Here is a 14,896-nt window from a genome sequence, read left to right on the forward strand (position 1 = left end):
TTATTAAATATTTGATAAGTATAGTCAGTAAATAACAATTAATTAGAGTTAATTAATTGCTTAGAAAGGGGGGGGGGGGAGAAAGGCAGCTACCGATAAAATGATAGCTGCTAAATTTTATTTTTTGATTATTTAAAGTGTCTATTGAAGAAGTCCATAATGGTTTTATTTAAATGCACTTTCACTTTTTTACCACGCATACTATGTTTGCTGCCTGGGTAGGTCATTAATTCAAATAACTTACCTTCATCTTGCAAGGCTTTAATTAACTTAGTGGTATTGGTAAACAAGACATTATCATCAGCCATACCATGATAAATCATCAGGGGCCCACTTAAACCAGATACGTAGGGGAAGACACTACTTTGTCGATAACCTGCCGCATTCACTTTCGGGTGATTTAAATAACGCTCAGTATAATGAGTATCATAAAGCATCCAGTCGGTAACTGGCGCGCCACTAACACCTGCTTTGAAATAGTCCCCCGCTTTGAACATAGTCATCAAGGCCATATAACCACCGTATGAGTGACCGAACACGCCAATACGTGCTTTATCGACATAAGGTAGGGTATGTAGATATTTAACGCCCGTTATTTGATCTGTTACTTCAACTTGGCCAAGGGTCTCATAGATTGGAAATTCAAAAGCAGTACCTCGGTAGTTAGAACCACGATTATCTAGCTGATAAACAATATAACCTTGTTGCAGCATAAACTGAGTCATATCCGCGCCTTGCCATGAGTTAGTCACACGTTGGGCTATGGGACCACCATAAACTCTAACAATAACAGGATATTTTTTGCCCGGTTGCATATTTTTTGGTTTATAAATTTTGTAAAACAAGTCCGCTTGGCCGTCATCCGATTTTAGCGAGCCAAACTCAGGCATAACTAAGTCATCATAATAAGGAGCAACCGGGTGTTCAGCTGTTACTTCGTTTTGGGCTAACCAGGTAAGGTGTTCACCCGTGGCTGAATGTAAACTTACTTGCTTAGGGGTTTTAGTGTTAGAGAAACTATCAATATAACTTTCACCGGTAGCGCTAAAGTTAATGTTATGAAAGCCATTACGCTTGGTAATACGCTGTACATGTTCAGGCGACTTACCTGTCATTGGCACCTTGTATAAATGGCGTTCAAGTGGTGTATCGGCACGGCCGGTAAAGTACAGCCAACCCTTTTTTTCATCAACACGGATCAGTGAATCAACTACCCACTCGCCTTTAGTCAACTGTGAGATAAGTTCACCGTTAAGTTTATAATGGTATAGGTGTTTGTAACCATCACGCTCTGATGCCCAAATAAAGGTTTTATTATCTTTTAAGAAGGTCAAATCTTTATGTAAGTTAAGCCAGTGAGTCGATGTTTCCGTTAACAAGGTTTTTTGGCGGCGTTTTTTTAAGTCGTAGGTTTTTAATATTAAGGTTTTTTGGTCTCGGCTTTGTAACTGGTAAGATAATTTTTTACTGTCGTTAAGCCACTTTACTCGTGGGAGATAAATGTCTTGGTTGTCACCAAGAGCAATAAAACGAATTTTTTTACCTTTGATATCGGTAACCGCTAATTGAATATGGACATTATTGGTACCTGTTGCCGGGTAACGTTGTTCAATTAATTCAATTTTCTCCGCGTATATTTCATTGCGAATAACCGTTTGTACTGGCGTTTCATCAACACGCAAAAAAGCGATGTACTTTTCATCGGGTGACCACCAATAGCCAGTCATTCGTGACATTTCTTCTTGAGCCACAAACTCGCTCATACCATTTTTAATGGTGCCGCCACCATCTAGGGTTAATTGACGTTCTTCACCTGAGGCAATATTTAATACATAGATATTTTGCTCTCGAATATAAGAAACAAAGTTGCCTTTAGGTGAAAATTTTATATCGGTTTCAAAAGTGGCAGTTTCGGTTAAACGTTTAGCGGTTTTACTGGCTAAATGGTAGTAATAAACATCACCATTAAGAGGAAATAATAACGCACTGCCGTCTTGAGAAAAGTGATATTCCATAATGCCAACACCATAAATTCGTTGGCGTTCACGGCGAGCTTTTTCTTCATCAGATAAATTCTCAGGGCCACTAAAAAGTGATTGAGAATCAACCAGCAATTTGTTTTCTTTACTGGCTAGGTTGTATTCCCATAAGTCGTATCTGTGCAAGTCTTCAGTTTTACCTTGCAAATAGGTAACACGGGTACCATCGGGGGAGAACTTTAATGACTTGGGTGTTTGACCATTGAGGGACGGCGAACTATAAATGCGCTCAATGGTTAACTGCTGAGCACTCGGTGCTTTGGTGGTCTCGTCACTTGCGTTGTCATCATTTGCATGGGCACTTAGCGGTAAGGCTAATGAGCAAGCAAGGGCAACAAGTGCCTTTTTAAGGGTAAATTTCATAGCAAAGTTATCTTATTAAGTTATCTTATTAGCTGACTAAATTAGGCTATCTAATTTAGTCAGCTAAAGGGTAATTGTGAGCTTTGTGTTTAATAGTAAACGGATTCATTAGTCCGATTGCTGTAAGACTTCCTTGCCAACACTTCTTTCAGTACATGTTTGCTCGCACTTTAACAAACGTGGCTTTGTTAAACTAGCGCAGCGATAAAAAAGACCAATATTAAGACTAGCTTTGTTAGCGGTTATGTTATTAATTTAATGAGCTCATGAATGGTTTTTACCGGGCGGATATTGGCACCTAAGCCTTCCATCGACTTATGATAATTGCGAAAAGGAATGACTATTTCGGTGAAACCATGCTGCGCAGCTTCTTTAACGCGAGGAACACCACTGTCTATCGGCCTAACATCACCGTTTAAACTTAATTCGCCCATAATGCAGGTATTTCTAGGGATAATAAAATCGTTAAGGCTACTTAATAGCGCACTGACCAAGGCGAGATCAATACAGGTTTCAGACTCGTCTATTCTTAAGCCGCCAACAATATTGAAAAAGGTATCGTGAAAAATTTTCGTCTTGGTATGTTTACGTAAAATACCCGTTAACATTTTGATTCGATTCATGTTCAAGCCTACACAAACCCGTTGCGGAAACTCTGCCTCGGTTTCAGTGGTTAAACATTGAATTTCTAACAGCAGGTTTCGGTTACCTTTGCGAATACAAGTAATGGTCGAACCAGGCGATTCAGTACTCGAACCGGATAAAAATATTTCACTGGGATTATCCACACTGAGCATACCGCGCTCACACATTCTGAAAATCCCGACTGTGTCGATATCGCCAAAGCGGTTTTTATTCGCTCTTAGGGTACGTATTTGTCCGTCATTGGTGTCGATATGCAACAGTGCATCAACTATATGTACTAAGGTTTGTGGACCAGCAATCTCATTGTTTTTATTAACATGGGCGATAATAAACATGGTGACGTTATTTTGCTTACAGTACTGGGTTAGTGCTTGCGCGCTGCTTTTTACTTGTGAGGGTGAGCCAGGGCTGCCATTAGCATTTTCAGTCACAACGGCTTGAATAGAGTCAATAACGGCAAACTTAATGTTGTGGTTATCTAACTCTTCAATGATTGACTCAACACTGGTTTCAGCCAATAGATACAAGTTATCTTCGTTGTAATCTAGTTTTAATCTGTCGACACGGTTCTTAAACTGAGAGAGCGACTCTTCCGCCGTACAATAGAGCGAGGCGGACGTTTTTGACATGTTAGCGACCAGCTCTGAGAGCAAAGTGGTTTTACCAGCACCAGGATCACCAGAAATAAGATTTACCGAACCGCGAGTGACACCACCGCATAAAACACGATCAAGCTCTCCTATGCCCGTTGGTATCTTTTCTGCATCGGAGGCGGCTATCTCGTTAATTTTCTTAGAGCCACCACCAATTAAACCCGCATAACCTGCCGTTTTTGCGGTGCGGGTGACCGCAGTTGTACTGGTCGATTTAGGAATTCTCATTTCTACCACGGTATTCCAAGCACCGCAACGGCATTGACCTTGCCAGCGCGTGAAATTCATGCCGCAATCTGTGCATACAAATTCGATTTTTGCTGCTTTTGCCATTGAGATTATTCCTACCTTTAAATGATAAAGTGATTGTAATAAGGATCTGTCATCGCAGATGTATTATGTTAATTGGACTAACTATAGCGTTATCAAGGAAAACACCATAGGATGAAAAAGTACCTTGCTCAACTTGCCTTGTTGATAGGCACAGAAATTGCTTGGTTTATTTTGATAAAGTCGGTTAGATTATAATGATTTTGATTTTTTTGTCTAAGCTAAAAAATGTTAACCTGCAATGTAAGTCATAGATTGCGATTAAAACAGCGAGTAAAGAGAAGTTAATAATAAAATTATGAATAAAGATTTCAGCAAACACCATAAAATCATTAATAATTTTCGTGGTGAAGTGAGCAGTAATAATTTTGAAACTAATTTTAGTGCTGTGACCAAGCACCTAAAAAAAACAGAAAGATTTTTGTTAAAAATGGAATTAAAACGCTTAGCTGGTCTTTGTACTCGAGCCATCGATTTACGAGGTTTGGTTGATGGCGAGTGCCAGTTATTTGACTTTCAAGGACAAAGTCACTTTTTGGATAATGTTGCTATTGCTACGTTCAATGACAATGTTGCGATTTATGGCGGTTATACTTTTGGTGTCTATGAGGTGGTAAAAGATGCCAAAAATAGTTTTCGTAACCTTTATCAAAATGAACAAGTTACCGCGAGTAGTATTGAGAATAATAAAAAATCTTCCATAGATAAACTGCAATATCCCGCCAAATTACAGCTTTTGGCAAACTACCCTGATCGCGTGGAAGAGCGGATGAACTTTGCTATATCGATCACCTTAACTTTGTCGAATAAGCAGCAGCTGATAACGACCAGTATTGATCTCAGTGTAACCGGTATCAAATTTAAACTTATTAATGAAGTGACGGTCTTTAAAGGTGATCAGTTAACCATAGCCTTTACTGGCTTAGAGCAAGAGTTTCAATTTAATAAAGAAAGCTTGTTTTCTTTTGACGTTAAAAATGTCTTACGTGATTCTGGCACTCAGCTTATTGGCTGCCAGCGCATAGCTATCCCTGATAATGATAGTTTTGAACGTTTTTTAGCCGGTTATATCCAAGGCAATAAACGCCGTTATAAAATAAATTTAGATAATAGCTTGGTGGCATTACAAGCGAGAAGCCTAGAGCAGTACGCTTTAGTTAAATTGAATGAGTTAGTTGTTTTTATGCATGGCACGGGTACAGACTCAGTGGCCAATACTATCCCTCGCTATGCGCTAACGACTAGAAATAATCAGAAATTATATCAATATTGGCTAGACGATAAAAAACACTCTACCTTGCACTACCTTATTAATGCGGAACGACTACAGCGTTTAGTTACCTTGCCACCCGGTAAAAGCTTGTTAGTTTTTAGCTTTACTCATCAACATAAGGGGCGTAAGTATTTCTACACTGTCGATGAAGAGCAGCTTAAGGACGATGATACATTTTTTCAACAATTTTTAGCTTTTGCGGCCAGTAAAAGTACTTTTGTCATCACAGCGTTAAGGTCCCACGCGGTGAACCCAGCACAGGCTTATTCACCGTTTACCTTGTCTACCGCGATGACCAAGCAGCAGAGTTATTTAAACCCGCCGCTAACCAATGAAGTCAATGCTATTCTGGCCAAATTACCTTATCTGGTAACGGTAACCGATGTCACTAACGTAAATGCTCTCAATGATTATCAAGCCTTGGGTTATGAAGGTGTTGATCTTGGACGTCTGAAAAGTTTTGGTCATACACAGGGTAATAAACAAAGCTGCAGAATTGATGAAATAGCGCTAGCTTATGGTCATCAACGTCAAGAAGTGCGTTTTAAATATAAGACCCCAGTTATCATTGAATGTGAAGGGTCAAAGTGGTCGGGACAATCGGCAGATTTTTCGGTTTCTGGACTGAAAGTTGACATACAAAACCCTGCGCGACTGACTAAAGGTGATATCGTTTATTTAACTTTTCCTAAATTGCAAAAAATCACCTCAGCATTTGACCTTAAAAAATTACCCTATAAGGTCATGAGGATCAGCAAAGATAAATCCGTGGTAAATTTACGGGTATCGATTAAAGAACATCAACATATTGGTCGTTCGTTTTTTAAATTATTAATTGATAAAAATAAGAGTAAGTTAACGCCTGATGAATATGCCATGTTAACCCCAGGTTTATCCAGCGCATTAAGAACCCTATATGCGGTGAATATGGCAATACCGACCGCTATAGTGCAATCAAGTGGTAGTCGTTATAAGATGGAAACCCTAGTGGCAGGGGAATATGCCTATCAAAATCATAAAAACTTATTATCAGCGATGTTACGATTAAGCGATCGTCATGGCTATTATAATTTATATCCATTACTGGGCAATATTCAGCTCAGTAGTTTACTTGATCAACATATGAAAAAGTTATTGGCAAGCGATGTTGCTGTTTGTGAACTTATCTATGTCGCCATCAATACCACGGTTAGCGATATTGAAAAATCGGTAATTATAAAACAGGACAGTGACTTAAATACCCCGCAACTACGAAACTTCTTTATTAAGCAATCGTTAAAAAAAGGGGATTTTTTTGCCTTGCAATTAAATCTGTCGCGTAGTGATGAAGCCCATATGGAATATTTAAACCCAGAGTTAGCTTATATTAGCGCTTATGCCATACATCGCGGTAAACAACTTGAGCAAGAGATATATAGTGTCGCCGGGCTAGTTCAATTGATTGATGTCACCCAAGAAACACTGTTAAGGTATTCATTCACTAAGTCGTACTAACGCGCTTATATTTACCATATAAAAAAGCCCCAGCATTGATAGCAATCAGTGCTGGGGCTTTTTGTTTATCAGCTTAACTCGTTAGGCTAACCAATGTAATAAGCAGTCTAAACCTTGTACGTTAATGCTACTGTCAGCTTGTGCTAAGACAATCGTTTTGGCATGAAAGGCAACACCAAAACTTGCTGCTGCCATCATCACTAAGTCATTAGCGCCGTCGCCCATGGCAACTGTTTGGCTTTTTGGAATGTTATATTTTTTACTCAATATAGCCAGAGAGTCGGCTTTAACTTGTGCATCCACCACATCACCTAATACCTTACCGGTGAGTTTGCCATCTATAATTTCTAACGTATTGGCAAACGCTGCATCTAAATTCAAGGTTTCTTTTAGGTGGTCAGCAAAATAAGTAAAGCCACCAGAAGCAATTGCTATACGCCAGTTGTGCTTTTTAAGCTCGGTAATCAAAGGCTTTAATCCTGCCATTAATGGCAGGTCTTTGGCGACATCACTTAATATGCTTATCGGAGCGCCAGCTAATGTCGCTACACGTTGATGTAAACTTTGCGCAAAGTCCAACTCACCTAACATAGCGCGCTCAGTGACTGCTGCCACTTCTTCACCGACACCGGCTAGTTTAGCTATTTCATCAATGCATTCTATTGCTATGGTGGTTGAGTCCATATCCATGACGAGTAAACCCGGTTCACTTAAGCGAGGTACTTGGCTTAATAAGGCCGCCTCAACTTTATTGGCTAAGGTAAAGTCAGCCAGCGCTTTACGTGCTTGTATAAAGTCGGCGCAATTTACTTGAAAACGACAGCTGGTTTGATTATTACGGTGATTGATTGTGGTTAATGAGATGATTTCAAGCTTCACTTTGCTTTGTATTGCTAACAGTTGCGCCAGGGTCAGTTGTTGAAATACCACCAATTCGATCTTATCTTGCGCCGAGCTTGTGCCCAGCGGGTGTTTATCAAGGTTAAGTGCTTGCTCGGATAAGTCAAAGGCAATGGGTAATCGCTTATCTTGTAGGTTTTGGGCTAAATACTGTGCAAGGGACAGGGGTAATACATTGGCGATAAAAGACACGTTAACTCTCTAGGGTATTGGTATATACCCAAGCCACATGAAACACGGACCTTCAAGTGGCTTGGGAATGTTATAAATATTAAACTTCACATCAGTTAATAATCTAACTATAGTGAGACTATTAATGCGCTAAAATAGTCACCTGTGTTTTTATGAAGCAAGCCGAACAGCCTTTATACCCTAAATTATCGTCGATTTATAATAAAATTCTGCAATTAGCTAGTGCTATTTTGCTTATCATAGTGCTGATCAGTATCTTACAAGCGAGCGGGATCAAAAATAGTAATAATTTAACTAAGCATTTTAACTTTATTGCTAAGCTGCAATTACAACAAGCCATTGTTGGTGTCACTGTGATACTTGAGCAGGAGTATAAAAAAAAACACCAACAAAAAGCCATATTACAACGCTACCTTGATGGCTTGGTACAGGTTGATTTTGTTAATCAAATACACTTATATGATGCCACCGGCCGGCTGTTCGTCTCTAGCACATCGTTGAAAAACGGTAAGCAAGCTAGTGGCATTGCTCGTCCTAAAGCGAAAAGTATTAACGATCTATATGGCATTTCACCCCAACAACGTAACCTAAGTGCTAAGTTAACGCCTCTTATTGCAGAAATTCGCCATAGCGATTTAGCCAGTGAGAAGCTTCATGGCTACCTACGTTTTACTATCGAGCCAACTTATTTAATTGCGATATTAGCAAAAGCGGATAAAGAGCAGCAGTCATTACAGCGATTAATGCTGCTAGTGGCAGGTGTAGTCGGTTTTCTGCTGACTCGCGGCTTAAACCGCTTTAGCAGACGCGGTTATCGTTTGTCTGCTAGCAGATCAAAGTCTAAAAGCGCGTTATCAAAAGAATGATCGGCTAAGCGTTAATAATTACTTGCTTAAGCTCATACCTTAAAAAAATCTGTAATAAAGACCTCAACTAAGGATGCTAGTCAAAGAATATCCGTTCAATATTAACTTCCAGTTGACGGGCAATTTCTTCAGCACTCTCTACACGTATTGTGCTTAACACGGCAAAAATCTTGCTTAAATTTACTGGGGAGTTTGCCGGGGCGTTAGCTTCTGCATGTGCAGAAACCCTATGTTTTTCTTGTTCAGTTAGTTCGCTATTAGTCAGTACGTCTTTACCCGTCTCATCAGCAGCCATTACCTCAGAGCTTAAGGGCATAGATGGCGAATCGGTTTCTAAGACTAAACAGTCTAAGGGCAGGCGTTTGAGGGTATTGATGGTTTTCTTCGCCCGAGAATAGGTGATGGTACTACCAACACCGAGTTTAAAACCCAAATCTAGGTAGCCCTTAGCTTGTTGGTAACTGCCAGTAAAGCCATGAATGATACCGGCCCGGTTTAGCTGGTAGCGTTTTAAAAAAGGCATGATTTTATCGTGCGATTGTCGATGATGAACTATTACCGGTAAGTTTTGCTGTTTAGCGAGATTAAGTTGAAAGTCAAAAAAATGTTGCTGTTTTGCTAATTCTGCTGCGGGATCATCACTGCGTTTGATAATGGCACCATCTAAACCAATCTCACCAATGGCAATAATGTTATTTTTAGCCTGGGTTACTTTTTCACTTAACAGTTCAAGATGAGTATCGTTTAATTCGTGTAAAAACCACGGATGAATACCTAAACACGGGTAAATTTTAATGGGCTTATTATGGTGGTATTGAGCTAGATTTAGTACTTTATCAAAGTTATCGGGGGCAATGGCGGGCACGATAATTCGCTTAATAGCCAATTTGGCGCATTGCGCTAATAAAGCGGGCAGTTGCTCACTAAAAACAGAGTCGTCAAGGTGACAATGACTATCGGTAAACTGCATCATTGCCTCCTCTCGTAATTATTTGCTATCACATGTAGTGGTTTATGAACTGCGGCTCAAACAAGCAAAGCGCGGTAAATCCATCCGTGAACGCTCTACGTAATCGTCAGGACAATATGCTCCATGCATTGTCTAATAAGATGTATCCATACACCGTCGTGATTATGAAGCTTGTTTGTTCTGAATCCACAATACATAAACTGTATTTCCGACAAGATGGGTTTTTAATCTCAAGTAATTCGGCTCTGTTGTAGCTTGGTGTTGTTGAGTAAACGAGCGAGACGCGTACACGCTCTTTGACATCCTGTCACCGCGATATACCGTCCCTCCTGAACATAATCCCGTCCATGGGGCTCTACACAAACATCAGGACAGTGTGCTCCTGCACTGTCTAATAAGGGTATATCCATATACCGTCATGCTTGTGAAGCTCGCTCTTATCACATCAGCAACACCTTCCTTTAAATCAGTATGTTACATTATAGACAACAGTGTTCTACGTTAGTCAGTAAGTACTTTTGACGTATCAATTGTGCTAAATAGAACTAAATTTATATAAATTACATGCGATCCATCACTTCAATGCCTAATATATCTAACCCTTGTTTTAAAGTGTTGGCAATCACTTGGCATAATGCCAAACGTGACGCTTTAACTTCCTCACTAATTCCTTCTTTAAGAATAGGGCAGGCTTCATAAAAACTCATGTAAAGACTGGCTAATTCGTAAAGGTAATTACATAACAAGTTAGGTGTACATTCACTAATGACCACATCAATGACATCTTCAAGTTGTAATAACTTTAATGCTAAGGCTTTTTCTTGTGGTTCAATGATGTTAATAGTGGCAGTGTTATCAAGGCTATCGGCCTTAGAGAATATACTTTGAATACGTGAATAAGCGTACTGCAAGTAAGGCGCGGTAGCGCCTTCAAAGCTCAACATGCTTTTCCAGTTGAAAATATAATCACTGGTACGGTTTTTCGATAAATCGGCAAACTTAACGGCGCCAATACCGACTTTCTTTGAAATTACGGCTAAATCATCATCAGTGATTTCTGGGTTTTTTTCCTTGATTAATGCCGCTGCACGAACGATAGCTTCATCAAGTAATTCTGCTAACTTGATAGTACCGCCAGTACGCGTTTTAAAGGGCTTGCCATCATCGCCCATCATCATACCAAAGGGACAATGTTGGTAACTTACATTGTCAGGTAAGAAGCCAGCTTTACGGGCAACGATCTCCACTTGTTTAAAGTGTAATGCTTGGCGAGCATCAGTAAATATAAGGATGCGATCAGCCGCTAGCTTGCCACTACGGTAGCGACACGCAGATAAATCAGTCGTGGCATATAAAAAACCGCCCCCCGATTTTTGTACGATGAACACAGGTGCATCACCATCTTTGTTGGCCATTTCATTAATAAAAACAACTTTAGCGCCTTGACTCTCCTCGGCAATCTCTTTCGCCATGAGTTCATCAACTACCCTTGATAAATCGTCGTTATAAGCACTTTCGCCCATAATGTCGGTACGCTGTAATGAAACATTTAACTTAGCGTAGATTTCTTCACTGTGGGCAATGGAGATATCAATAAATTGTTGCCATAATTTGGCGCAATCCGCATCACCACTTTGCAATTTAACGACATCAGCACGCGCTCTATCGGCAAAACCTTCTTCGTTGTCAAAGCGAACTTTTGCTTCACGGTAAAAGTTTTCTAAATCGCTAAGGGCCGTTTCAGCCACTTGCTCGCTGGCCAATTTATCGCTTAAGTGCGCGATTAACATACCAAATTGTGTACCCCAATCACCCATGTGATTTTGACGAATAACTTTGTCACCACGAAATTCTAGCGCGCGTACTACCGCATCACCAATAATGGTTGAGCGCAAGTGACCAACGTGCATTTCTTTGGCAAGGTTTGGTGCACTGTAATCAACCACGACAGTTTGCTGTTGATCATCGATGTTAACACCACGTTGTCTTACGCCGAGGTGAACATCTTGAGCAACCGTATTTAGTTGTGTCGCTAACCAATTTTCACATAAGTGAATATTGATAAAGCCAGGGCCGGCTAATTCGATTTTGCTAGCGATACCGTCTAGGTTTTTACTTGAGGTAAGGTGCGCAACAACCTTAGTAGCTAACTCGCGCGGATTAGTTTTTAATTTTTTTGCTGCGCCCATCACACCATTAGCTTGATAATCACCAAAATTTGGACGGTTAGATAAGCTAACTGCCGGGTTCGTGCCTTCAGGCAATCCCGCAGCAACCATAGCAGCACTGATTTTTTCACTCAATATTTCTTTAATATTCATTTAATAGACTCTTTATCATTGTTATTTGGCTCAATACATTCATCAATCGTGCTCATTGACATGCGTCAATTCCGCGCATTTTCTTCTGTCTTGAACCAACTAACTGCGATAAAGAAGCTATTACGCAGTTAGTGAAATTTATTTTTTATTATTTTTGATTTTTTACTTAATAGAGCATCAAAACTTTTTTAATTCGCTCAGGTTTGCAAACTAAATTGGACTTTAGCAAGCATCAAAAATAATATTATACTTCTCATGTTTGGCAAAGTAGTTTGCTTATTTTACCAGGCGCTTGGTCATTTTTATAAAGGAGCTTAGTACACTAAGTGACTGCATAAAAATGATTAAGCAACGCCGTAAAATGACAAACTAGGAAGCCAAACTAGTGTTCACGGGTCGAGTGGAATTGAATATCAGGATGACGCTCTTGCGCGAGTGATAAATTAACCATAGTTGGTGCGATATACGTTAAGTTATTACCACCGTCATAGGCTAGGTTATCACCGGCTTTCTTTTTAAATTGCTCTAAAGTGCGTTCATCATCACAAGTACACCAGCGTGCGGTAGCAACATTAATCGGTTCGTAAATAGCATCAACCTTGTATTCGCTCTTCAATCGGTGCACAACCACTTCAAACTGTAATACACCAACCGCGCCAACAATCATGTCATTGTTAATAAAAGGTCTAAATACTTGCACCGCACCTTCTTCAGATAACTGTATTAAGCCTTTTTGCAGTTGCTTAGCTTTTAGTGGGTCGCGCAGACGAATACGGCGGAACATTTCCGGGGCAAAGTTAGGGATACCGCCAAACTTCATCATTTCACCTGTGGTAAAGGTATCACCAATTTGGATACTGCCATGGTTGTGTAAACCGATAATATCGCCGGCATAAGCTTCATCAACGTTTGAGCGATCACCAGCCATAAAGGTTACCGCATCGGCAATTCTGACCTCTTTATTAATACGCACTTGTTTCATTTTCATGCCTTTTTCATACTTACCTGAGCAAATACGCATGAAAGCAATACGGTCTCTATGTTTCGGATCCATATTGGCTTGTATTTTGAAAATGAAACCCGTAAATTTTTCTTCTTCCGGGTTTACCGTACGTAAATCTGTTTTGCGAGGTAAGGGCTTAGGTGCCCATTTGATCAGACCATCAAGCATGTGATCAACACCAAAGTTACCGAGTGCGGTGCCAAAAAATACCGGTGTTAACTCACCTTTTAGAAAAGCATCTAAATCAAATTCATGGGAGGCGCCAAGTACTAACTCCATTTCTTCACGGAAATCTTCAGCAAACGGACCAATGGCTTTATCAAGCGCCGGATTATCAAGGCCTTTAATGACGCGCTTTTCTTGGATCATGTGGCCTAGGCCTGATTGATATAAAAATATTTCATCGGTCAATAAGTTATAAACACCTTTGAATTCTTTACCCATACCTATTGGCCAAGTTATCGGGGCACATTTTATCTTTAAAACGTCTTCAACTTCATCCATGACTTCAATAGGGTCGCGGACATCACGATCCATTTTGTTCATAAAAGTAATGATAGGAGTATCGCGTAGACGAGTAACTTCCATTAATTTAACGGTACGTGCTTCAACACCTTTGGCCACGTCAATGACCATTAAACAAGAATCAACGGCGGTTAATGTCCGGTAGGTATCTTCCGAGAAATCTTCATGACCTGGGGTATCAAGTAAGTTTACTAAACAGTCTTTGTAAGGAAATTGCATTACCGAGGTAGTAATTGAGATACCACGCTCTTTTTCTATTTCCATCCAGTCAGATTTTGCGTGTTGACCTGATTTTTTACCTTTTACCGTGCCGGCTCTTTGTATGGCTTGACCAAACAAAAGTACCTTTTCGGTGATGGTGGTTTTACCCGCATCGGGGTGAGAGATGATAGCAAAGGTGCGACGTAAGTCGACTTGCTGTTGCTGTACAGACATGCAAATTACCTGTTAAGTAAATAGTAGAGAAGCACCTTTAGCACTTGGTTTAGTACAGGGCTTTTCATAATGATGAGAAAATTGCATATATTGTATCATTAAAATAGAGCTGATCTGAAAAAAGCATAGTTATTAGCACTAACTTTTTATATTGATTGTCGTAGTGGTAGCGCGGTGGGGCAGAAGATAGCTAATAGCTCAGCATGGGTTGAGCTATTAGCTGGTTCAAGCTTAGTTTTTAGCTTTGATTTAGCGGCTTTTAGGGCTTAAAGGTATACGGGGGGTTTCTGGGTGATATGGCTAAAGTCAGAGCAGCTATATCACCCCATAGGGATTAACATCATGAATATTACAGACAATAATAGTCGACAAAAAAAAGGATTTTAAAATTTAACCGTATTTGTACTTGATTTACTTACCCAGCATTAATTAAATAGACTTGCAATGAATTGAGATTCATCTCCTTCTAATAATGGAGAGTGTACTTTTGAGGTGCTTTCAAGGCTAACTTGATTGCTCTGTCGGCTCACCTGACTCAGGAATAATGCAAAAGCCTGCTGTTGGTTCAGTCCGGTTAATTTGCTAATGTTCTTTAATGCATCATTTACCATAAGGTTGGCAACACCTTCATTTGATAACTGGCTATCTGTGGTAGGATTGATTTTAGTAAACATGTTGCTCTCCCTATTAATGGTTAGGAATCTTGTTAGCAATGTAGCTAAGAAAGTTGTTAACTATCTTAGCTAAAAGAGCGGGATTAACTAGCTAGTTTACGTATCGAAATGTGGTATTTTGTTAATGTTGTGGCTAAATTGTTATTTAAAGCTAGAGCGGTTACTTGTTCGATCAAGAACTATACCCGTTACCATTCAAGATGCATGTTTCAG

The 14,896-nt window shown here is 39.9% G+C and carries 9 protein-coding genes; 2 read left to right on the plus strand and 7 right to left on the minus strand.

What is annotated here, in order from left to right:
- Positions 1-128: 128 nt before the first annotated feature.
- Positions 129-2,402, minus strand: a complete 2,274-nt coding sequence (locus tag ASU03_RS04015; protein WP_057830577.1) for a S9 family peptidase — start codon at positions 2,400-2,402, stop codon at positions 129-131.
- 242 nt (positions 2,403-2,644) lie between these two features.
- Entirely contained in the window at positions 2,645-4,033 is a 1,389-nt protein-coding gene (gene radA, locus ASU03_RS04020; protein ID WP_057830578.1) for a DNA repair protein RadA, read from the minus strand.
- Between the two features lie 295 nt (positions 4,034-4,328).
- Here radA and ASU03_RS04025 point away from each other — a divergent pair, with 295 nt between their 5' ends.
- On the plus strand, positions 4,329-6,797 hold the full coding sequence (locus ASU03_RS04025) for a PilZ domain-containing protein (protein WP_057830579.1): 2,469 nt from the start codon (positions 4,329-4,331) through the stop codon (positions 6,795-6,797).
- Between the two features lie 81 nt (positions 6,798-6,878).
- On the opposite strand, the gene serB is transcribed toward ASU03_RS04025, so the two are convergent.
- Positions 6,879-7,889, minus strand: a complete 1,011-nt coding sequence (gene serB, locus ASU03_RS04030; protein WP_057830580.1) for a phosphoserine phosphatase SerB — start codon at positions 7,887-7,889, stop codon at positions 6,879-6,881.
- Between the two features lie 152 nt (positions 7,890-8,041).
- Here serB and ASU03_RS04035 point away from each other — a divergent pair, with 152 nt between their 5' ends.
- A complete protein-coding gene (locus ASU03_RS04035; RefSeq protein WP_057830581.1) occupies positions 8,042-8,755 on the plus strand; it encodes a hypothetical protein in 714 nt (237 codons plus the stop codon).
- A 76-nt stretch (positions 8,756-8,831) separates the two neighbouring features.
- Here ASU03_RS04035 and ASU03_RS04040 read toward each other — a convergent pair whose 3' ends face one another.
- The 4 genes from ASU03_RS04040 to ASU03_RS04055 all read right to left on the minus strand — a co-directional run bounded on the left by ASU03_RS04040 (position 8,832) and on the right by ASU03_RS04055 (position 14,683).
- On the minus strand, positions 8,832-9,728 hold the full coding sequence (locus tag ASU03_RS04040) for a TatD family hydrolase (protein ID WP_231731480.1): 897 nt from the start codon (positions 9,726-9,728) through the stop codon (positions 8,832-8,834).
- A 557-nt stretch (positions 9,729-10,285) separates the two neighbouring features.
- Entirely contained in the window at positions 10,286-12,046 is a 1,761-nt protein-coding gene (gene argS, locus ASU03_RS04045; RefSeq protein ID WP_057830583.1) for an arginine--tRNA ligase, read from the minus strand.
- A 382-nt stretch (positions 12,047-12,428) separates the two neighbouring features.
- On the minus strand, positions 12,429-14,009 hold the full coding sequence (gene prfC / locus ASU03_RS04050) for a peptide chain release factor 3 (RefSeq protein ID WP_057830584.1): 1,581 nt from the start codon (positions 14,007-14,009) through the stop codon (positions 12,429-12,431).
- A 425-nt stretch (positions 14,010-14,434) separates the two neighbouring features.
- Positions 14,435-14,683, minus strand: a complete 249-nt coding sequence (locus tag ASU03_RS04055) for a hypothetical protein (protein WP_057830585.1) — start codon at positions 14,681-14,683, stop codon at positions 14,435-14,437.
- Between the last annotated feature and the right edge of the window lie 213 nt (positions 14,684-14,896).

Origin of the sequence: Colwellia sp. TT2012 (assembly GCF_001440345.1) — a bacterium.
Classification (GTDB): domain Bacteria; phylum Pseudomonadota; class Gammaproteobacteria; order Enterobacterales; family Alteromonadaceae; genus Colwellia.